Below are 20011 nucleotides of genomic sequence, written 5' to 3' on the forward strand. Positions count from 1 at the left end.
CGCCCCCTCATCCGCCCTTCGGGCACCCTCTCCCCGAGGGGAGAAGGGAGGATCTCGCCGTCGACGCCAGCCCGCACCCCCATCGTCACTCCGCTGCCTCGAGCTTGCCGGCGATGCGGCGCGATTGCCGCGCCTGCTCGTCATATTCCAGCTGCCAGTCGGTCGGCCCGTTGGAGGGCGAGACCTGCACCGCCGTCACCTTGTACTCGGGGCAGTTCGTTGCCCAGTCGGAGAAGTCGGTGGTGATGACATTCGCCTGCGTCGTGGGGTGATGGAAGGTGGTGTAGACGACACCGGGCGCGACGCGATCGGTGATCAGGGCCCTCAGCGTCGTGTCGCCGGAGCGGCTGACGAGCTTCACCCAGTCGCCGTCGCGGATGCCGCGCTGCTCGGCATCGTGCGCATGGATTTCCAGCCGATCTTCCGCATGCCAGGCGACATTCTCGGTCCGGCGCGTCTGCGCCCCGACATTGTACTGACTGAGAATGCGGCCGGTGGTGAGCAGCAGCGGGAAGCGCGGACCGGTGCGCTCATCGGTCGCGACATATTCGGTGCGGATGAACTTGCCCTTGCCGCGGACGAAGCCGTTGACATGCATGATCGGCGATCCGAGCGGGTTCTTTTCGTTGCAGGGCCACTGCACCGAACCCATCTTTTCGAGATAGTCGTAGGTCACAAGCGCGAAACTCGGCGTCGTCGCGGCGATCTCGTCCATGATCTCGGACGGATGGTTATAGTTCCAGTCGAGCCCCATCGCCTGGGCAAGCTTCTGCGTCACTTCCCAATCGCCATAGCCGTTGCGCGGCGACATGACCTTGCGCACGCGGTTGATGCGGCGCTCGGCATTGGTGAAGGTGCCGTCCTTTTCGAGGAAGGTCGAGCCCGGCAGGAAGACATGGGCGTAATTGGCGGTCTCGTTGAGGAAGAGATCCTGCACGACGACGCATTCCATGGCCGCAAGTCCGGCGGCCACGTGCTTGGTATCGGGATCGGACTGGAGGATGTCCTCGCCCTGGATGTAGATGCCCTTGAAGGAGCCGTCGACCGCCGCATCCAGCATGTTCGGGATGCGCAGGCCCGGTTCGTTGTTGATCTTCACGCCCCAGAGTTTCTCGAAGATGTCGCGCGTCGCATCGTCGGAAATGTGGCGGTAGCCCGGCAGCTCGTGCGGGAAGGAGCCCATGTCGCAGGAGCCCTGCACGTTGTTCTGGCCGCGCAGCGGGTTCACGCCGACGCCGGGACGGCCGATATTGCCGGTCGCCATGGCAAGGTTGGCGATGGCGATGACGGTGGTCGAGCCCTGGCTGTGTTCGGTGACGCCGAGGCCGTAATAGATCGCACCATTGCCGCCCTTGGCATAGAGCCTTGCCGCACCGCGCAGATCCGCCGCCGGCACGCCGGTGAAGATCTCGGTCTCTTCGGGGCTGTGCTGCGGCTCGGCGACGAAGGCGGCCCAATCCTCGAACTCCGACCAGTCGCAGCGCTCGCGGATGAATTTCTCGTCATAGAGACCTTCGGTGACGATCACATGTGCCAGCGCCGTCATGACGGCGACATTGGTGCCCGGCTTCAGCGGCAGATGGTAGGACGCCTCGACATGCGGCGAACGGACGATATCGGTGCGGCGCGGATCGATGACGATCAGCTTGGCGCCCTGACGCAGCCGCTTCTTCAGCCGCGAGGCGAACACCGGATGCCCGTCCGTCGGATTGGCGCCGATGATGACGACGACATCGGAATACTCGACGCTGTCGAAGTTCTGCGTGCCGGCCGAGGTGCCGAAGGCCTGGCCGAGACCGTAGCCGGTCGGCGAATGGCAGACGCGGGCGCAGGTATCGACATTGTTGTTGCCGAAGCCGGCGCGGACAAGCTTCTGCACCAGATAGGTTTCCTCGTTGGTGCAGCGCGAGGAGGTGATGCCGCCGATCGAATCGCGGCCATACTGATACTGAATGCGCCGGAACTCCGACACCACATGCGCGAAGGCCTCGTCCCAGCTCACCTCCCGCCAGGGGTCGCTGACCTTTTCGCGGATCATCGGATTGAGGATACGGTCCTTATGGGTGGAATAACCGTAGGCGAAGCGGCCCTTGACGCAGGAATGTCCGCGATTGGCCTGGCCGTCCTTCCACGGCACCATGCGCACCAGCTCCTCGCCGCGCATTTCCGCCTTGAAGGAGCAGCCGACGCCGCAATAGGCGCAGGTGGTGACGGCGGAATGTTCCGGCTGGCCGATCTGGATCACTGATTTCTCCGTCAGCGTCGCCGTCGGACAGGCCTGCACGCAGGCACCGCAGGAGACGCATTCGGAATCGATGAAATTCTCATGCATGCCGGATGACACGCGGGAGCCGAAACCACGCCCCTCGATCGTCAGCGCAAACGTGCCCTGCACCTCCTCGCAGGCGCGCACGCAGAGCGAACAGACGATGCATTTGGAGGGATCATAGGTGAAATAGGGATTGGACTCGTCCTTCGGCATCCATTTCAGATTGATGTCGCCGTTGTTACGCGCCTTGACGTGGTTGTCGCCCTCATAGCCGTAGCGCACGTCGCGCAGGCCGACAGCGCCTGCCATGTCCTGCAATTGACAATCGCCATTGGCAGCGCAGGTGAGACAGTCGAGCGGGTGGTCTGAAATGTAGAGCTCCATCACGCCGCGGCGGATATCCTTCAGCCGCCCCGTCTGCGTGTGCACCACCATATTCGCGGCCACCGGCGTCGTGCAGGAGGCCGGCGTTCCGGCCCGACCCTCGATCTCGACAAGACAAAGCCGGCAGGAGCCGAACGCATCGACCATATCGGTGGCACAGAGCTTCGGCACCTGGATGCCGGCCTCCATCGAGGCGCGCATGATGGAGGTGCCCTCCGGCACGCTGATCTGCTGCCCGTCGATGGTCAGCATCACCATGGCCTCGGATTTCGAAGCGGGAGTGCCGTAGTCGATTTCATGGATGAGAGACATGGTCGGCCTCCTGTATGGACGTGGAGATGAGCGATTCGGAGGAAGTTGACGGGTAGAAAGTCATCATTCCGCAGCCTCCACGATCGGCGCCGGCGAAAAATCTTCCGGGAAATGCGTCATGGCGCTCATGACGGGATAAGGCGTGAAACCGCCGAGCGCGCAGAGCGAGCCGAATTTCATCGTGTTGCAGAGATCGGCAAGCAGCACCCGGTTTTTCTCCGGCTCGATGCCTTGGGCGATCTTGTCGGCCGTCTCGACACCGCGCGTCGAGCCGATGCGGCAGGGCGTGCACTTACCGCAGCTTTCGACGGCGCAGAATTCCATGGCGAAACGCGCCTGCTTCAGCATGTCGGCCGTATCGTCGAAGACCACGATGCCGGCATGGCCGATCAGCCCTTCCCTGGCGGCGAAGGCTTCATAGTCGAAAGGCGTGTCGAACAGCGCCCGCGGGAAATAAGCGCCGAGCGGACCGCCGACCTGCACGGCCTTGACCGGCCGCCCCGTCGCCGTGCCGCCGCCGATCCTGTCAACGATATCGCCGAGCGAAAGACCGAAAGCGGTCTCATAGAGCCCGCCATACCTGACATTACCCGCGATCTGCAGCGGGATCGTGCCGCGAGAGCGGCCCATGCCGAAATCGCGGTAGAAGGCAGCGCCCTTTTCCATGATGACGGGCACCGAGGCCAGCGAGATCACATTGTTGATGACGGTCGGACAGTCGAACAGGCCCTTATGCGCCGGCAGCGGCGGCTTGGCGCGCACGATGCCGCGCTTGCCTTCGAGGCTGTTCAGCAGAGCCGTTTCCTCGCCGCAGACATAGGCTCCCGCGCCGGTGCGCACCTCGATGTCGAAGGCGCGGCCGGAGCCGAGCACCGAAAGGCCGAGAATACCGGCCTGCCGGGCGATGCCGACAGCCTCGGTCATCGCCGCAATCGCATGCGGATATTCCGAACGCGTGTAAACGAAGCCCTTGGTCGCACCGGTCGCAAGTCCAGCGATCGCCATGCCCTCGACCAGCACGAAGGGATCGCCCTCCATGATCATCCGGTCGGCAAAGGTGCCGCTGTCGCCCTCATCGGCGTTGCAGACGATATATTTGCGGTCGCCGGCGGCATCGAGAACGGTCTTCCACTTGATGCCTGTGGGGAAACCAGCGCCGCCGCGCCCGCGCAGGCCGGAATCGGTGACTTCCTTGACGATCTCGGAAGGCGTCATCGAAACGGCGCGGCGAAGGCCGGCAAGGCCGCCATGCGCCTCGTAATCGGCGAGCGACAGCGGATCGGTGATGCCGCAGCGGGCGAAGGTCAGGCGGGTCTGTTCCTTCAGGAACGGGAGGTCTTCAACCTCCCCGAGACAGAGCGGGTGATCGCCGGCGCTCATCATCCCGGCATCGAGGAGAACAGGCACGTCCCTTGCCTTGACCGGCCCATAGCCGACGCGCTTGCCGGCGACTTCGACCTCGACCAGCGGCTCAAGCCAGAACATTCCGCGCGAGCCGTTGCGCACGATCTCTGCGTCGAGGCCGCGGGCGGCGATCTCCTGGGCAATCGCCTTTGCCACCTTTTCGGCCCCGAGCGCCAGCGCAGCGGCATCGCGCGGAACATAAATCTTTACTGTCATCGACGTGCCTCCGCGACGAGTTCCGCCGCCACCTGATCATCGACACGGCCATAGACCTCGCCATCGAGCATGGCCGACGGCGCGCAGGCGCAGAGCCCGAGACAGTAGACCGGCTCCAGCGTCACGCTGCCATCGAGCGTCGTCTGGTGAAAATCGATGCCGAGCAGCCTTTTCACGCGCTCGGCCACCGCATCGCCGCCCATAGACTGGCAAGCCTCGGCACGACAGAGCTTCAGCACATGCCGGCCGGCGGGGTGATTGCGATAATCGTGGTAGAAGGTCACGACCCCATGCACTTCGGCGCGCGAGAGGTTCAATTCCTCTGCAATGACCGGCAGGGCTTCCTGCGGCACATAGCCGAACTCTTCCTGAACTTCGTGCAGAATGGGGAGCAGCGGCCCTTCGAGGAAGCGAAGATCGGCGACGATGGAACGGGTACGCGCTGCAATATCGCCTTCGGCGATATGAATGGTCATAAGGCAGCCCTCCCACGGCTTGCTCGTTGCGAAATGACGGCCTCCCCCCACCTGAGTGTCATTTTCACAAGCAGCATCTCAAGGAAGCAGCCGGCGATCAATAAAGCTATCTCGTTGCTTGATAGCTTTTTCCTATTGAAGTTCTTCTTCTTGGACCAGCACTCTCGCTTCGTGCAGCAGCGCCGACACCAGCGGCGTGAACGGCTCGCGATAAGGCGCGACCAGGCCGACCAGATGATGCGCCTCCGGTTCGACGATCGGGATCATCCGGATTTCGACGGGAAATCCGAAGGATTTCGCCACATTGCGCGGCATGATGCTCGCCCAGCGGCCGGTCCGGACATGCGAGAACAGCACGATCATCGAATTGGATTCGAGTGTCGGGTGCACTGTGGCGCCGGCCTCGATCAAGTGCCGGTTGATGATGCGGCGGTTCTGCATGTCGGCAGTCAATAGGCAAAGCCGAAGATCGCCGACCTCCCGCCAGGTGACGCTCTCGCGGTCGGACAGCGGGCTGCCGGCGGCCGTGATGAGATTGTAGCGCTCGGCATAGAGGGGAACGGTGGTGACGCGGCCGAGCGGCTCGTTTTCGAGATAGGTGATGCCGGCGTCGATCTCGAGATTTTCGAGCATGCTCAGCACCTGCAGCGAATTGCGCGAGACGATCGAGAAGGTCACGCCTGGATGGCGTTCCTGAAACGGCGTGGTGATGCGCGAGAGCATGGCGAGCGCGGTCGGTATGGCGGCAAGGCGGATGTGGCCGGAAAGACCGCGGCGCGCGGCGCGCATCTCCTCGCGCATGGTGCGGGTGTCGCCGACGATGCGCCGGGCCCATTCGAGCACGCGCTGCCCCTCCGGCGTCAGCCCCTGGAACCTGGAGCCGCGCTGCACCAGCATGACGCCGAGTTGATCTTCGAGCTGCCGGATCGCGGCCGAAAGCGTCGGCTGCGAGATCCCGCACTCTTCCGCGGCGCGGCCGAAATGCTTTTCATTGGCAAGGGCGATAAAGAATTCCAGCTTGTCGATCATCCCCTTATCTTCGACATAGCAGCCGTATTCCGCAAGGGCGGGGGCTAACTGTTTTCCGCAGCCGGAAAAAGTTCGAACAGCGATTCGAGGAAGGCAAGCACGCTGACATTGCCGATGCTGTAATAGACCAGCCGGCCCTCGCGGCGCGTATTGACCAGGCCTTCGAGCCTCAAGCGCGCGAGCTGCTGCGAAACCATTGCCTGCTGGATGCCGAGGATACTTTCGATCTGGCCTACCGTTCGCTCCTCGGTCGCCAAGATACAGAGGATCAGAAGTCGCGTCTGGTGCGCCAGCGCTTTCAGAAGATCACTCGCTTCATGGGCTTTTCCAGCGAGCTTATGCAACTCCTGGCCGGTCATCCCCGGCTCCGGTTTTGGCAATGGCATTCGAGATCTCGGAAGGAGGCAATGAGGTAGATCAGTACAGTAGCATATTCGCAGAAGCGAATTGGCCAAAAGTGATGAAATGCCAAAAAAGGTCCAAACAAATCAGCAGATAAGCTGACCGCCGTTGATTTCGATCACCTGGCCGGTGATGTAGCCGGACAGCGAAGGAGCCGCCAGGAAGAGATAGGCCGGCGCACAATCCTCCGCCGTGCCGAGCCGCTGCAGCGGGATCGATTTTTTGGTCTGCTCTAGCTTCTCGCGGGAGGAATAGCGCTCATGGAAATCAGTCTCGATCGTTCCCGGCGAGACGCAGTTGACGCGGATCCCATCGGGCGCGAGCTCGCGGGCGAGCGCCTTGGAATAGGTCGCCACGAAAGCTTTCGAAGCCGAATAGATCGAGGAACCGGGGCTGCCCCCGGTCAGCGCCGAGATCGAAACCGTGTTGACGATGGCCGCCCCCTGAGCCGCCTTCAATGCCGGCAGCAGTGCGCGTGTCAGCGCCACCACCGATGTCTGGTTGAGTCGCACGACCGCCTCATAATCCGCATCGGTAAGCGTGCCGGCCGGAAAACGGCCGAGCATGGTGCCGGCATTGTTGACGAGCACATGCACCTTGTCGAAGAAGGCGAGAGCATCTTCGGCAAACTGCGCCGCCCCGCCGACAGCCGAGAAATCGGCATGCAGCAGCAGCGCCCGCCTTTCGGATTCGGCCGTCAGCAGCGAATCCGGCAGATCCCGTCCCGGCTTGCGCCCGGTATGGACGATCACCTTCGCGCCGCAATCCAGAAACTGGCGGGCCACTTCCAGCCCGATGCCGCGACCGGCGCCGGTCACGACGACATTGCGATTTTCAAACAGTCTGGGATGAAACACGAAGCCGTCCTCCTCGCGGACATGGCCGCCGGTTGCGCCATTCGCTGTTAACATAGTTGCGCCATTCGCTGTTAACATATGAGTGCGCCGACCGAAAGAAAGGCGCGCATCGATCTTCACGGGAGAAATCTTACTGGGCGAGACTTCGCCCGGGGGAACTAGCCCTCCTCCTCCAGAAGCCGGGCACCCGGTCCTTCCCTGCCGAGCCGGTCGCCGGGATTGCGCAGCGGACAGCTTTCGATCGACAGGCAGCCGCATCCGATGCAGCCGGCCAGCCTGTCGCGCAGCAGGCTCAATTGCCTGATTCGCTCGTCGAGATCGTCCTTCCACAGCCCCGACAGCGTCTGCCAATCGGCGGCTGTCGGCGTGCGCCCCTGCGGCAGCGATTCGAACGCCGCCTGGATTTCCGAAAGCGGAATGCCGACGCGCTGGGCCACCTTGATGATGCCGAGGCGTCGCAGCACATCGCGGCCGTAGCGCCGCTGATTGCCCCGGGTGCGAATGCTCGAGATCAGCCCTTTGGTCTCGTAGAAGTGCAGCGCCGAGACGGCAAGGCCGCTGCGCTGCGCCACTTCGCCGACCGTAAGCAGCCTGCCAAGCGCGGCCGGAGAAAATCTATCCATCGCCTGTTGACCTCAATATTGGTTGAGGTTTTATAAATCTTGCTCCTGCAGCCGTAAAGCCGGCCGCCGGAAAGAGGCATGCCTGTCTCGCCGCGTTGAATTAAAGCGTGTCGCGTATGCGCGGTTTTGAGATAACGACACGCGAGAAAATAAAGACCTAAAGCGCAGCGAGCGAATCTGAAAGATCGCGACGTGCTTTAGAGGCCTTCGGTTCCGTTCCCGGCAGGTACGGAACCTCGAGAAACACCCGGACAGGACCTCCGTCCGGGTGTTTTTCCTTCATATCGGGCTTATTCCGACCACGCGGACGGGTTACGAACTTTGCGGTTGCGGGAAGAAAACCCCGGTGATAATTTCCGCGCCGATTACAGGGGAGCTCCGTATTGCCGGGGCTGAGATGTGAGGCGCAAGCTTCTGGACCCTTCAAAGCTGATCTGGGTAATGCCAGCGGAGCGAGGTCCAAATGTTTTCCGGCGCACAAGTGTCGCTCTATCCGATGTCCGGCAATTTCGTCGGCATCATCCTTGATGCCGTCAAGGCGCTCGATCCCTATCGTGACCGGCTGCGCATCGAGACCGACGATATCTCCACCCTGCTGGTCGGCCCGCCCGACATCCTCTTTTCCGCCATGCGAGATCTGTTCGTCGCCGCCGCAAAAACCGGCGAGCATTGCGTGCTTTCCGCCGCGGTCTCACGCGGCTGCCCGGGCGAACCCGACGACGCCATTTGCGGCGTCAATTCTTCCTCCGGACAGGCGGAACCGCTTGCCGGGCGCATAGACGCTGCACTGGCCGCCGTCGAAACCGCCGGTGAAACCGGTCAGCCGACCGCCGCCCAATTCTCGCTCTACGTCATGGGAAGCGGAACCCATATGGACGAGATCTATGGCTGCATCGACTTCCTGAAGCGCTCCGGAACCTTCGATCGCTCGAAGAATTTCTGCACCAGGCTGAGCGGCGATGCCGGCGCTATCTTCGCGACCATCCGCGAGGCTTTTCATCGCTTCGGCGATCCCGAGGGACATGTGACCCTCGACATCACGATTTCCGCCAACAGCCCGACGAAAGCCTGAAATCGAACGTGACGACATCGCCGCAACAATCGGATTGGCGCCTTCCCGCGCTCCGCGCCGCTCTCTACCGGGGCATGCCCGCCTTGCTCGCCGGCTGCGCCTTCCTGGCGGCCTGGGAACTCTATGTCGATCTCTCCGGGATCAAGCCCTCCATCCTGCCGGCGCCCTCCCGCATTCTCATCCAGGGCTGGCTGAACCGGCAAGCGCTGGCCGCCAATACCTGGCCGACGCTCGGCGCGACCCTCGGCGGCTTTGCGCTATCGCTGGCCTTCGCCTTTGTCTCCTCGATCCTCATGGATTTTGTGCCGTTCATGCGCCGCGCATTGCTGCCGATCTTCATCGCCAGCCAGACCCTGCCGCTGGTAGCGATCGCGCCCCTCGTCGTGCTCTGGTTCGGCTTCGGCCTGTTGCCGAAGATCCTGCTGGTGGCGCTGGTTACTTTCTTCCCTCTGCTCGTCGCCCTGCTTCAGGGTTATGAATCGACCGACCGCGACATCGCCGAACTCCTGAACTCGATGAAGGCGAGCCGCTGGCGCATTTTCCGCCTCGCCCGGCTTCCTTCCTCCCTGCCCTATTTCTTCGCCGGCCTCAGGATTTCGATCACCTATGCCGTCGTCGGCGCGATCTTTGCCGAATATGCCGGCGCCGCGAGCGGCCTCGGCATCTATATCCTCAACGCCAAGAATAATTTTCGCCCCGATCTGGTGCTTGCCGCCGTCATCGTCAGCGCCGTGCTGACGCTCTGCCTCTTCGGGCTGACACTGATGATTCAGCGTCTCGCGATGCCCTGGCAGCCACCCCGGGAGCGGCGCCGATGACCGACATGCTTGAACTGCGCAACATCTCGAAAACCTTCGACGGCATGAAGGTTCTGGGCGACGTTTCGCTGAGCGTCGCAAACGGTGAGTTCGTGTCGATCGTCGGCCCGTCCGGTTCCGGAAAATCGACAGTGCTGAGATTGCTGACACAGGCGCTTCAGCCCGATTCCGGCGCCATGCTTTTCAATGGCGCACCGCTGGAACAGGCGCCGCATTCCTTCGCCTTCATGCCGCAGCGCGATGCGCTGATGCCCTGGCGCCGGATCATCGACAATGCCGCGCTCGGCCTGGAGGTGAAGGGCATGAGCCGCCGCGCCGCCCGCGCCGCTGTCGCGCCTCTGTTCGAGCGGTTCGGCCTTGCCGGCTTCGAGCACCACTATCCCTCCGCGCTTTCCGGCGGCATGCGCCAGCGCGCGGCGCTGCTGCGCACCGTCATCCAGACCCAGGACGTGCTGCTGCTCGACGAGCCCTTCGGCGCGCTCGACGCCCTGACGCGCACGCAGATCCAGGAATGGCTGCAGGGCATGTGGACCGAGCACCGCTGGACGGCGCTGCTGATCACCCATGATGTGCGCGAGGCGGTATTTCTTTCCGACCGCATCTACGTGCTCTCCGCCCGTCCGGCCCGCGTCATCCGCGAATTCCGCGTTCCCCTGCCCCGCCCGAGAAGCATCGCCGATCTCGGCTCGCCGACGGCCCAGGCGATCGAGACTGAAATCCTGCAAACCCTGCTTCATCCGCTGGAACAGGATGATTTTAGGCCAGGCGGCCTAAAATCTGAATCCCGTTCTGATTTAAAGAGTTAGAGCATGATGGCGGCCGAAAACCACTCACTTTTCGGCATCATGCTCCAGAGACCTGAGGAGGTCACCATGCCGCTTCTTACCCGTCGCCAGACGATCCTCGCCGCCATCGCAACAAGCCTCGCCGGCCGCGCAGCCTTCGCCCAGTCGGCGCCGGCAAAGGTTCGCATCGCGCTCGACTGGACGCCCAACACCAACCATATCGGCATCTATGTCGCTCAGGCGAAGGGCTTTTATGCCGCCGCCGGCCTCGACGTCGAAATTCTTCCCTTCACCGACACCAGCGCCGGAACGCTGGTCTCCAACGGCGTCGCCGATTTCGGCATCAGCAGCGAGATCGAAGCCATCACGCAGCGCGCCGGCGGCGGCGACGTGAAGATGGTCTACGGCGTCGTCCAGACGGAAACCGCCCGCCTGATCTTCAAGGGCGGACGCGACGACATCAAGAGCCCCAAGGATCTCGACGGCAAGACCTATGGCGGCTTCGGCGGCACCTGGGAGAGCGCGCTGGTCTCCGCCATGATCCGCAACGACGGCGGCAAGGGCGACGTCAAGACCGTCACCCTCGGCACCTCTGCCTACGAGGCGCTGGACAATGGCTCGATCGATTTCACGCTGGAGATCTACACCTGGGAAGGCATCGCCGCCGAACTGGAAAACCGGAAGATCAGCCGCTTCCACTATTCCGATTATGGCATTCCCGACGAACAGACGACGGTGATCGTCTCCAGCGACGCCTATCTCGCGGCAAGCCGGGAGCATGCCCGCGCCTTCATCCAGGCGACGCGCCAGGGTTATGCCTACTCGATCGACCATCCCGACGAAGCCTGCGACCTGCTGATGTCAGGCAGCAATGGCGCATTGATGAATACGGAACTGGTGAAGGCCTCTCAGAAGGCCCTGATCGAAGGGCACTTCCTGAAATCGGAGGCAGGCGTGATCGGCACTCTCGATCCGGCAAAGGCCGAAGCCATCGGCGGCTTCCTCCTCGAAAACGGCATTCTGGTCGATGCGAACGGCGCCGCACTCAAGGAGAAGCCGGACTTTTCCGCCTATTATACCAACGAACTCCTTGGCTGAACCCAATCCCAGCCTTGCCCGACGCGGCGTTCCACGTCACAATCGCCGGGCAAGGCGAGGGGCGCGATGAGACAAGAGGAAAGACTGGCCGGGGCGGACTTTCTGCGCGCGACGGCCTGTCTGCTGGTGCTTGCCCACCATCTCGTGCTGCGGCTGGATATGCGCAGGATTCCCGACGAGCTTGCGCCGGCCGCTCATATCGCCCGCTTCGGCAATTTCGGTGTTGCCATTTTCTTCGTGCTGAGCGGCTTTCTTCTGGCTCGTCCCTTCTGGCGCGCGCTCGACGCGGGCGGCGATATGCCGAACCTGCAGCAGTATGCGATCCGCAGGGCGGCGCGTATTGCCCCCGGCTTCTGGGTTGCCGCCACCGTCAGCTTCGCCCTCAGCCTGACGCTGCTTGCCCTGCCGCTGACACCGGAACTTGCGCTCCGCTACGTCTCCGGCATGCTGTTCATGAGCCAGTGGCATTGGCGAACCCTCTTTCCCGTCGAAGCCGATGGGCCGCTCTGGTCCATTCCTTTCGAGGTCACCAGCTATGTGCTGCTGCCCGCCTGCTTCTTCCTGCTGTTTCGTGCGCCCGTCCTGAGAAAGCACCCCTTGCTCACCCGCTCCGCCTGGCTTTGCATCATCGGCGGCGTGCTTGTTGCCCATGTGCTGATCCTGACCTTCTTTGCGCTCGACGACATCGGGCGCGGCTGGCGGTACGGCCTGCAGGGCGGGGCGAAGGAATGGATGCCCAAATATAATCCGATCGGCTTTTTCGCCGTCTTCGCGATCGGCGCGCTTGCCGCCGGCATCGAGGTCATACTGCCCTTGAGGCGCTCCGCCTGGTTCGATGCCGCTGCACTGCTCGCCCTCGTCGTTGCCGCATACCGCCTGGTCATATCGCCCGGCGGCACGCCGGAAGCCTTCGGCTGGCTCGATATCCCCTACGGCTTTCCGCTCTTTCCGCTGGCGGTCGCAATCGCCTTGGTATCGCTGACCCGTTCGCAAATTCTGGGCAGGCTGCTCGACAACGCGCCTGTCCGCTACACGGCAAAGATCTCCTTCGGCATCTACATCTGGCAGGAGATCATCCTGATATTGATCCAGAGGCTCGACCCCGGCTCGTTCGGTGCTTCCACCGAAAATGTCGTGACCGGCTGGCTTCAATCCTGCGGACTGACGGTGGCGCTTCTCTTCCTGGTCGCGACCCTCAGCTACTATCTCTTGGAAAGGCCGGCGATCCATTTTGGCAGCCTGCTTGCGAGCAGCCAGCCCAATCGGGCTACTCCTTTCAAAGTATAAATTCCCCATCACCTCAACTACAGGCATTAAGGTTAACGGGAAATACTCCCATTTTTGGCGTCTTCATGCTTACTAATTTCTTATTTATAACGATGACAAACGATAGCTGAGCATGTATTTGTCTCGTTGCGGTTCAGCGTCAGAATAATCTTGTGGACCTTCTGTAATGAATGCTTTTACTTCGAAGAGGAACGCGCGCTTCGATGCGTCTCGGCATCAGGACAAAATCAAGGCTCTGGTTGTAGCGAACTCCAATATTCGCCAGCCGGATAGCTTTTCCGATTCGAAAAGAAAGATGGTGCTGCGATTGATCGTGAAACGATTCATCGACATCATCGTATCGGCCAGCGCCCTGATTGTGCTGGCACCGCTTTTTCTGGCAATCGCGCTTTTCATCAAACTCGACGATGGCGGCCCTGTATTCTTCCGCCAGATCCGCTGGGGGCTGAACGGCCGGAAGATCACGATCCTCAAGTTCCGGTCGATGCGCACGGAAGCCTGCGATCCCAGCGGCATTCAGCAGACCGTCAAAGGCGACATCAGGGTCACCGGCATCGGCGCGATCCTCCGCAAGACCAATATCGACGAATTGCCGCAGCTTCTGAATGTCCTCAAGGGCGACATGTCGCTGGTCGGCCCACGCTGCCACGCCATCAATATGCGGGCGGCCGGCAGGCTCTATGAGGAACTCGTCCCCAATTACCACCACCGCCACGTCATGCGCCCCGGCATCACCGGTCTTGCGCAGACACGCGGCTGGCGCGGTCCGACGGCGCGCCCGCTGCAAGCCCGCGCCCGCATCGCCTGCGATATCTATTATGTCAGGCATTTCAGCCTGCTACTCGACATCAAGATCCTGCTCAAGACCCTGGTCATCGAGCTGCGCGGCGGCACCGGTTTCTAAAGCGCATCGCGATCTTTCAGAATCGCTCCTTGCACCTTCGCTCTTTATTTCTCGCATGTCGTTGCCGCAAAACCGTTTCGCACCTTGCGCGACATGCCTTTGGACAAGGCCATCACAGCGCCGCGGCAAAACGGCCGTTCATTCATTTCAGCCGCTCGATGACGCCGTTCCCATATCCGAGAAGAAAGCAGAAACAAAAAAGGCGGCCCTGGAGGCCGCCTTCGATCGATGCCGGTGATGGCGATCAGTCTTGCTGGACGATGCCGCGCAGGTGCGTCAGTTCCATGATGAAATGCTCGAGCTTCGACTTGTGCTCGTGATGCTCGGCATCCTCGAGTTCCTTCTTCGCAGCTTCGATGCGGCGGGTCAGTTCGTCCTTGTTGAGCTCTTCCACCGGTACGGCGGATTCGGCAAGCAGCGTGCAGCCGGTCGGCAGAATATCGGCGAAACCGCCGAACACGACATAGTCCTGCTTCTTGCCGGAAGCCGAACGCACGCTCACGACACCCGGCTTGATCGTCGTCATCGTCGGCGCATGGTGCGCCATGACGGTCATTTCGCCCTCGGTCGCGGGAATGACGACTTCGGTCACCATCTCCGACAGCAGCAGACGCTCCGGCGAAACGAGCTCAAAGTTGAAATTGTCAGCCATCAGTGACTTACCTTCTCGGCTATGGCTTTTGCATCTTGCAATTTGGTCCCGCAGAACGGGCAGTGCATTATCGCCTGGTCGAGATATCCGAGGCCCTCCTCGGTCTGAACCAGCCCCACGACCATCATGATCACGCCGTTATCGGCACGGTAGACGGTGGGTGCTGCCGGTTCCGGAAGGTCCGCCACGACCCCCTTCAGGGAGTCGCAGCAGAATATCTCGTCCTGAGCATCGCTCATCAGGCAGCAGCGAGCTTCTTGGCCTTCTCGATAGCTTCGTCCATCGAGCCGACCATGTAGAAGGCGGCTTCCGGCAGGTGGTCGTATTCGCCGTTGACCAGACCCTTGAAGCCCTTGATCGTGTCTTCGAGAGCGACGAGCTTGCCCGGCGAACCGGTGAAGACTTCGGCGACGAAGAACGGCTGCGACAGGAAGCGCTCGATCTTGCGGGCGCGGGCAACCGACAGCTTGTCCTCTTCGGACAGTTCGTCCATGCCCAGGATGGCGATGATGTCCTGCAGGGCCTTGTAGCGCTGCAGAGTCGACTGAACCTTACGGGCGACTTCGTAATGCTCTTCGCCGACGACCATCGGGTCGAGCATGCGCGAGGTGGAGTCGAGCGGATCGACGGCCGGGTAAATGCCCTTTTCGGCGATCGAGCGCGACAGAACGGTCGTTGCATCAAGGTGAGCGAACGAGGTTGCCGGCGCCGGGTCGGTCAAGTCGTCGGCCGGAACGTAGATGGCCTGAACCGAGGTGATCGAGCCCGTGGTCGTCGTGGTGATGCGCTCCTGCATCTGGCCCATGTCGGTTGCGAGCGTCGGCTGATAGCCCACGGCCGAAGGAATACGGCCGAGCAGAGCCGACACTTCGGAACCTGCCTGCGTGAAGCGGAAGATGTTGTCGACGAAGAACAGAACGTCCTGGCCCTGGTCGCGGAAATGTTCAGCGACGGTCAGACCGGTCAAGGCGACGCGAGCGCGGGCGCCTGGCGGTTCGTTCATCTGGCCGTAAACGAGCGCAGCCTTGGAGCCTTCGCCGCCGCCATGCTTGTTGACGCCCGATTCGATCATTTCGTGGTAGAGGTCGTTGCCTTCGCGGGTACGTTCACCCACGCCTGCGAAGACCGAGTAACCACCATGCGCCTTGGCGACGTTGTTGATCAGTTCCATGATCAGAACCGTCTTGCCGACGCCGGCGCCGCCGAACAGACCGATCTTGCCGCCCCTTGCGTAAGGCGCGAGAAGGTCGACGACCTTGATGCCGGTGACGAGGATCTGCGCTTCCGTGGACTGCTCGACGTAAGCCGGAGCGTCCTGGTGGATGGCGCGCTTGTGAGCGGTGTTCAGCGGGCCTGCTTCGTCGACCGGCTCGCCGATGACGTTCATGATGCGGCCGAGCGTTTCATCGCCGACCGGAACCGAGATCGGAGCGCCGGTATCGACGACCTGCTGGCCGCGGACGAGACCTTCGCTCGAGTCCATCGCGATGGTGCGGACTTCGTTTTCGCCCAGATGCTGAGCGACTTCGAGAACCAGCCGGTTGCCGTTGTTGTCGGTTTCAAGCGCGTTCAAGATCGCCGGCAGTTCGCCTTCGAAAGCAACGTCGACGACGGCGCCGATAACCTGGGTGACTTTGCCGACAGAGCGGGTAGCTGCCTCAGCCATATTCTTACCCTCTTTCCCTAACTCAGAGCGCTTCCGCGCCCGAAATGATTTCAATCAGTTCCTTGGTGATCTGAGCCTGACGCTGACGGTTGTAGCTCAGCGTCAGCTTGTTGATCATCTCACCGGCATTGCGCGTCGCATTGTCCATGGCGCTCATCTTGGCGCCCATCTCGCCCGCGACGTTCTCGAGGAGAGCGCGGAAGATCTGGACGGAGATGTTGCGCGGGATCAGATCGTCGAGGATCGACGCCGGATCCGGCTCGTATTCGTAGACGGCGCCTGCATGTTCCGCATCTTCGGCGACGGCCTCGGGAGCCTTCGCCGGGATGAGCTGCTGCGCGGTCGGGACCTGGCTGATCACCGACTTGAACTCGGAGTAGAACAGCGTGCAGACGTCGAACTCGCCGGCGGCGAACATGTCGATGACGCGTTTGCCGATCTGGTCGGCATTCTCGAAACCGATCTTCTTGACTTCGCGCAGTTCCTTGCGCTCGATGATCAGCGACGCATATTCACGGCGCAGGATGTCGTAGCCCTTCTTGCCGACGGTGAAGATCTTCACCGTCTTGCCTTCGGCCAGCAGCTTGCGGACATGGTCACGCGCAAAGCGCGCAATCTGCGAGTTGAAGCCGCCGCAAAGACCGCGCTCGGCCGTGCAGACCACCAGCAGATGGACCTGGTCCTTGCCGGTGCCGGTCATCAGGGCCGGCGCGCCATCCGCATCGGTGACGGCCTTGGCAATGTTCGCCAGAACCGCACCCATGCGCTGCGAATAGGGCCGGGCGGCCTCGGCCGCCTCCTGCGCACGCCGAAGCTTCGCCGCGGCGACCATTTTCATCGCCTTGGTGATCTTCTGCGTCGCCTTGACGGAGGCGATCCGGTTTTTCAGATCCTTAAGTGAAGGCATCCGTTGTCCGTCCTAACTAGGCCCGATTACTGGAAAGACTTGGCGAAGCTATCGAGAGCAGCCGTAAGCTTGCCCTTGGTATCGTCGCTGATAGCCTTTTCCGTGCGGATCGCGTCGAGGATGGCCGAGCCTTCCGAGCGCAGATAGGACAACAGGCCCTGTTCGAACTTGCCGACCGATGCGACCGGCAGCTTGTCGAGGTAGCCGTTGACGCCTGCGAAGATCACGGCGACCTGCTCTTCCGTCTTCAGCGGCGAGAACTGCGGCTGCTTCAGGAGTTCGGTCAGGCGTGCGCCGCGGTTCAGCAGGCGCTGCGTCGCAGCGTCGAGGTCCGAACCGAACTGAGCGAAGGCGGCCATTTCGCGATACTGGGCGAGCTCGCCCTTGATCGAGCCGGCAACCTGCTTCATGGCCTTGATCTGAGCCGAAGAACCGACGCGGGAAACCGACAGACCGACGTTAACGGCCGGACGGATACCCTGATAGAACAGGTCGGTTTCAAGGAAGATCTGGCCGTCGGTGATCGAGATCACGTTGGTCGGAATGAAGGCGGAAACGTCGTTGCCCTGCGTTTCGATGACGGGCAGAGCGGTCAGCGAACCGGCGCCCTTGTCGTCGTTCATCTTTGCGGCGCGCTCGAGGAGACGCGAGTGCAGGTAGAAAACGTCGCCCGGATAGGCTTCGCGGCCCGGCGGGCGGCGCAGCAGCAGCGACATCTGACGGTAGGCGACAGCCTGCTTGGACAGGTCGTCATAGCCGATCAGGGCGTGCTGGGCGTTGTCGCGGAAGTATTCGCCCATCGCGCAGCCTGCGAACGGAGCGAGGAACTGCATCGGAGCCGGGTCGGAAGCCGTAGCGGCGACGATGATCGAGTATTTCAGTGCGCCACGCTCTTCGAGAACCTTGACGAACTGGGCAACCGTGGAGCGCTTCTGACCAACGGCGACGTAGACGCAGTAAAGCTTCTCACCTTCCGGACCGCTGTCGTGAATGGCCTTCTGGTTGAGGAAGGCATCGAGCAGGATCGCGGTCTTGCCGGTCTGACGGTCGCCGATGACGAGCTCGCGCTGGCCGCGGCCGACCGGGATCAGGGCGTCGATGGCCTTGAGGCCGGTCGACATCGGCTCATGAACCGACTTGCGCGGAATGATGCCGGGAGCCTTGACGTCGACGCGCGAACGGCGGGTCGCGTTGATCGGGCCCTTGCCGTCGATCGGGTTGCCGAGAGCGTCGACGACGCGGCCGAGCAGTTCCGGACCAACCGGAACGTCGACGATGGCGCCGGTGCGCTTGACAGTGTCGCCTTCCTTGATGTCGCGGTCGGAGCCGAAAATAACGACACCGACGTTGTCAGATTCAAGGTTCAGGGCCATGCCGCGGATGCCGCCGGGGAACTCGACCATTTCACCGGCCTGAACATTGTCCAGACCGTAAACGCGAGCGATACCGTCACCGACGGAGAGAACCTGGCCGACTTCCGAGACTTCTGCCTCTTTGCCGAAATTTTTGATCTGGTCTTTGAGAATTGCGGAAATTTCCGCGGCGCGGATATCCATCAGCCGACCTCTTTCAATGCAAGCTTAAGGGTAGAGAGTTTGGTACGAAGAGACGTATCAATCTGACGGGACCCGACCTTGACGATCAGACCACCAAGAATTGACGGATCAACCGTGACGGCAATCGCCACGTCTTTGCCGGTGACGCCCTTCAGCGCCGCCTTCAATTCATTTTCCTGCTCTGCGGTCAGAGCATGGGCCGAGGTGACCTCGGCAGAAATTTCGCCGCGATGCTTGGCGGCAATCACCCGGAAGGCCTTGATCATGCCCGGCAGGGCGAACAGGCGGCGGTTGCGCGCCACGACCTTCAGGAAATTGGCGAAGAAACCGGAGATGCCGGCCTTTTCGCTGATGGCGACGATCGCCTTCAACTGGTCTTCGGCGGAGAAAACCGGGCTCAGGATGAAGCGCTTCAGGTCGCCGCTCTCATCCAGCATCGCCTGAAAACGGTCGAGATCGGCGGTTACCCTGTCTACGGCGCCTTCTTCGAGCGCCAGCTCGAAAAGCGACGAGGCATAGCGCTCTGCAACACCAGAAGTAAGCTGGGACGTGTCTGCCACTGGCACAAATTTCCCTGATTTCAATCCAAAACCCGGCTTTCGGCGGGCGCCGAGCCTATGATCTTGAATTCGTTTTGATTTCCCCCAGAAATCACAAGAGAAGCCTCTTGCTTCTTCCGAAATTCGGGGTCCGTCTAACATAGGATGTTCGGACTCGCAACACGCGTAATGCCCGAATACGCCTTTCACATGAATTTCTGTCCGCAAAATTGCGCAATGTCTTGAAAGCCGGCCGAAGAGGCCGTCCGGCGGTGGCGAAAATCACGCCTGGATGAAGCCGAACACATAGAGCAGGGGCAATGCAGCCAAAGCGACCTGCACAACCAGAAGTAAATAGTTGATGATATTACTCCCCTTATCGGACAGGATCGAGATGATACGGGCAAAGGCAGCCATCACGAAGGAAGCGCCGAGCGCCATATAGATCCAGTCCTGGGCGAGCATGATCGCCGAGGCCCCGAAACCGAGATAAAAACCGCCCATCGAGCGCGCCTCGCCATAGCCTTCCGGCCGCCCCTCCCGCGCCTGGAGGCCGAGAAGACGCAAGGCGTGGCCCGGCGCGAACATCATGACGAAGCCCGCCAGCGCCGTGAAGGCCGCGGAGCAAAACGCCAGCTGCTCGCCAAGCTCGGTCGGAAAATAGAACTCCATGCTTCAGCCCCAAATCACTCGCGAATCGCTGTTTTATGGCATGGGCCGGAAAAGGATGAAATGGCGGCGGCGCCAGAAAACGC

The 20011-nt window shown here is 61.7% G+C and carries 20 protein-coding genes and 1 riboswitch; of the genes, 6 read left to right on the forward strand and 14 right to left on the reverse strand.

From position 1 onward, the window contains the following. Positions 1-85: 85 nt before the first annotated feature. The 7 genes from fdhF to soxR form a co-directional block, all read right to left on the reverse strand. Positions 86-2965 carry a formate dehydrogenase subunit alpha gene (gene fdhF, locus CO670_RS27180; protein WP_097593071.1) on the reverse strand — a complete coding sequence of 960 codons (2880 nt, stop codon included), beginning with the start codon at positions 2963-2965 and terminating at the stop codon, positions 86-88. A 63-nt stretch (positions 2966-3028) separates the two neighbouring features. Next, positions 3029-4585: an NADH-quinone oxidoreductase subunit NuoF gene (locus CO670_RS27185; protein ID WP_097593072.1), complete on the reverse strand. Its 1557-nt coding sequence runs from the start codon at positions 4583-4585 to the stop codon at positions 3029-3031. Next, positions 4582-5061 (reverse strand): formate dehydrogenase subunit gamma, encoded by a 480-nt coding sequence (locus CO670_RS27190; RefSeq protein ID WP_097593073.1) that lies wholly within the window; start codon positions 5059-5061, stop codon positions 4582-4584. Before CO670_RS27190 ends, CO670_RS27185 begins: the two co-directional genes overlap by 4 nt. Positions 5062-5193: 132 nt before the next feature. Beyond that, entirely contained in the window at positions 5194-6090 is an 897-nt protein-coding gene (locus CO670_RS27195) for a LysR family transcriptional regulator (RefSeq protein WP_097593074.1), read from the reverse strand. A 44-nt stretch (positions 6091-6134) separates the two neighbouring features. Next, a complete protein-coding gene (locus CO670_RS27200; RefSeq protein ID WP_097593075.1) occupies positions 6135-6476 on the reverse strand; it encodes a metalloregulator ArsR/SmtB family transcription factor in 342 nt (113 codons plus the stop codon). A gap of 102 nt (positions 6477-6578) precedes the next feature. Then, positions 6579-7349, reverse strand: coding sequence for an SDR family oxidoreductase (locus tag CO670_RS27205; RefSeq protein ID WP_097593097.1), 771 nt, complete (start codon positions 7347-7349; stop codon positions 6579-6581). Positions 7350-7507: 158 nt separating this feature from the next. Continuing rightward, positions 7508-7972, reverse strand: a complete 465-nt coding sequence (gene soxR / locus CO670_RS27210; RefSeq protein ID WP_097593076.1) for a redox-sensitive transcriptional activator SoxR — start codon at positions 7970-7972, stop codon at positions 7508-7510. Between the two features lie 359 nt (positions 7973-8331). Continuing rightward, a riboswitch (TPP riboswitch) is annotated at positions 8332-8445 on the forward strand. On the opposite strand from soxR, the gene CO670_RS27215 reads away from it, so the two are divergent. The 6 genes from CO670_RS27215 (at position 8436) to CO670_RS27240 (ending at position 13936) form a co-directional block, all read left to right on the forward strand. Further along, positions 8436-9044: a YkoF family thiamine/hydroxymethylpyrimidine-binding protein gene (locus CO670_RS27215; protein WP_097593077.1), complete on the forward strand. Its 609-nt coding sequence runs from the start codon at positions 8436-8438 to the stop codon at positions 9042-9044. (Overlaps the previous riboswitch by 10 nt.) 8 nt (positions 9045-9052) lie before the next feature. Continuing rightward, positions 9053-9862, forward strand: a complete 810-nt coding sequence (locus CO670_RS27220) for an ABC transporter permease (protein ID WP_097593078.1) — start codon at positions 9053-9055, stop codon at positions 9860-9862. Next, a complete protein-coding gene (locus CO670_RS27225) occupies positions 9859-10668 on the forward strand; it encodes an ABC transporter ATP-binding protein (RefSeq protein WP_097593079.1) in 810 nt (269 codons plus the stop codon). The genes CO670_RS27220 and CO670_RS27225 overlap by 4 nt, the downstream gene beginning before the upstream one ends. A 66-nt stretch (positions 10669-10734) precedes the next feature. After that, complete coding sequence (locus tag CO670_RS27230; protein ID WP_097593098.1) at positions 10735-11745, forward strand: ABC transporter substrate-binding protein; 1011 nt, start codon at positions 10735-10737, stop codon at positions 11743-11745. A 66-nt stretch (positions 11746-11811) separates the two neighbouring features. Further along, positions 11812-13032 (forward strand): acyltransferase, encoded by a 1221-nt coding sequence (locus CO670_RS27235; RefSeq protein WP_097593080.1) that lies wholly within the window; start codon positions 11812-11814, stop codon positions 13030-13032. A 166-nt stretch (positions 13033-13198) separates the two neighbouring features. After that, a complete protein-coding gene (locus tag CO670_RS27240; protein WP_097593081.1) occupies positions 13199-13936 on the forward strand; it encodes a sugar transferase in 738 nt (245 codons plus the stop codon). Positions 13937-14180: 244 nt separating this feature from the next. On the opposite strand, the gene CO670_RS27245 is transcribed toward CO670_RS27240, so the two are convergent. The 7 genes from CO670_RS27245 to CO670_RS27275 all read right to left on the reverse strand — a co-directional run bounded on the left by CO670_RS27245 (position 14181) and on the right by CO670_RS27275 (position 19928). Continuing rightward, positions 14181-14588, reverse strand: coding sequence for a F0F1 ATP synthase subunit epsilon (locus CO670_RS27245; RefSeq protein WP_088689220.1), 408 nt, complete (start codon positions 14586-14588; stop codon positions 14181-14183). Next, positions 14588-14827: a hypothetical protein gene (locus CO670_RS27250; RefSeq protein ID WP_097593082.1), complete on the reverse strand. Its 240-nt coding sequence runs from the start codon at positions 14825-14827 to the stop codon at positions 14588-14590. Before CO670_RS27250 ends, CO670_RS27245 begins: the two co-directional genes overlap by 1 nt. After that, positions 14827-16254, reverse strand: coding sequence for a F0F1 ATP synthase subunit beta (atpD, locus tag CO670_RS27255; protein WP_097593083.1), 1428 nt, complete (start codon positions 16252-16254; stop codon positions 14827-14829). The genes CO670_RS27250 and atpD overlap by 1 nt, the downstream gene beginning before the upstream one ends. 22 nt (positions 16255-16276) lie before the next feature. Continuing rightward, the gene (locus tag CO670_RS27260) at positions 16277-17161 is read right to left on the reverse strand and encodes a F0F1 ATP synthase subunit gamma (protein ID WP_097593084.1); all 885 of its coding nucleotides are present in this window, start codon (positions 17159-17161) and stop codon (positions 16277-16279) included. 26 nt (positions 17162-17187) lie between these two features. Beyond that, on the reverse strand, positions 17188-18717 hold the full coding sequence (gene atpA / locus CO670_RS27265; RefSeq protein ID WP_097593085.1) for a F0F1 ATP synthase subunit alpha: 1530 nt from the start codon (positions 18715-18717) through the stop codon (positions 17188-17190). Next, positions 18717-19283: a F0F1 ATP synthase subunit delta gene (locus CO670_RS27270; RefSeq protein ID WP_097593086.1), complete on the reverse strand. Its 567-nt coding sequence runs from the start codon at positions 19281-19283 to the stop codon at positions 18717-18719. Before CO670_RS27270 ends, atpA begins: the two co-directional genes overlap by 1 nt. A 255-nt stretch (positions 19284-19538) precedes the next feature. Then, positions 19539-19928 (reverse strand): DUF4345 domain-containing protein, encoded by a 390-nt coding sequence (locus CO670_RS27275; RefSeq protein ID WP_097593087.1) that lies wholly within the window; start codon positions 19926-19928, stop codon positions 19539-19541. Positions 19929-20011 lie beyond the last annotated feature (83 nt).

Source organism: Rhizobium sp. J15, from assembly GCF_002531825.1.
GTDB lineage: Bacteria > Pseudomonadota > Alphaproteobacteria > Rhizobiales > Rhizobiaceae > Rhizobium.

Excerpts from the sequence above, each read along its gene's own strand:
- CO670_RS27275 (WP_097593087.1), bottom strand. The coding sequence starts at position 19,928 with ATGGAGTTCTATTTTCCGACCGAGCTTGGCGAGCAGCTGGCGTTTTGC.
- CO670_RS27185 (WP_097593072.1), bottom strand. The coding sequence starts at position 4,585 with ATGACAGTAAAGATTTATGTTCCGCGCGATGCCGCTGCGCTGGCGCTC.
- atpD (WP_097593083.1), bottom strand. The coding sequence starts at position 16,254 with ATGGCTGAGGCAGCTACCCGCTCTGTCGGCAAAGTCACCCAGGTTATC.
- atpA (WP_097593085.1), bottom strand. The coding sequence starts at position 18,717 with ATGGATATCCGCGCCGCGGAAATTTCCGCAATTCTCAAAGACCAGATC.
- CO670_RS27190 (WP_097593073.1), bottom strand. The coding sequence starts at position 5,061 with ATGACCATTCATATCGCCGAAGGCGATATTGCAGCGCGTACCCGTTCC.
- CO670_RS27215 (WP_097593077.1), top strand. The coding sequence starts at position 8,436 with ATGTTTTCCGGCGCACAAGTGTCGCTCTATCCGATGTCCGGCAATTTC.
- CO670_RS27200 (WP_097593075.1), bottom strand. The coding sequence starts at position 6,476 with ATGCCATTGCCAAAACCGGAGCCGGGGATGACCGGCCAGGAGTTGCAT.
- CO670_RS27235 (WP_097593080.1), top strand. The coding sequence starts at position 11,812 with ATGAGACAAGAGGAAAGACTGGCCGGGGCGGACTTTCTGCGCGCGACG.
- CO670_RS27245 (WP_088689220.1), bottom strand. The coding sequence starts at position 14,588 with ATGGCTGACAATTTCAACTTTGAGCTCGTTTCGCCGGAGCGTCTGCTG.
- CO670_RS27240 (WP_097593081.1), top strand. The coding sequence starts at position 13,199 with ATGAATGCTTTTACTTCGAAGAGGAACGCGCGCTTCGATGCGTCTCGG.
- CO670_RS27195 (WP_097593074.1), bottom strand. The coding sequence starts at position 6,090 with ATGATCGACAAGCTGGAATTCTTTATCGCCCTTGCCAATGAAAAGCAT.
- soxR (WP_097593076.1), bottom strand. The coding sequence starts at position 7,972 with ATGGATAGATTTTCTCCGGCCGCGCTTGGCAGGCTGCTTACGGTCGGC.
- CO670_RS27250 (WP_097593082.1), bottom strand. The coding sequence starts at position 14,827 with ATGAGCGATGCTCAGGACGAGATATTCTGCTGCGACTCCCTGAAGGGG.
- fdhF (WP_097593071.1), bottom strand. The coding sequence starts at position 2,965 with ATGTCTCTCATCCATGAAATCGACTACGGCACTCCCGCTTCGAAATCC.
- CO670_RS27230 (WP_097593098.1), top strand. The coding sequence starts at position 10,735 with ATGCCGCTTCTTACCCGTCGCCAGACGATCCTCGCCGCCATCGCAACA.
- CO670_RS27260 (WP_097593084.1), bottom strand. The coding sequence starts at position 17,161 with ATGCCTTCACTTAAGGATCTGAAAAACCGGATCGCCTCCGTCAAGGCG.
- CO670_RS27225 (WP_097593079.1), top strand. The coding sequence starts at position 9,859 with ATGACCGACATGCTTGAACTGCGCAACATCTCGAAAACCTTCGACGGC.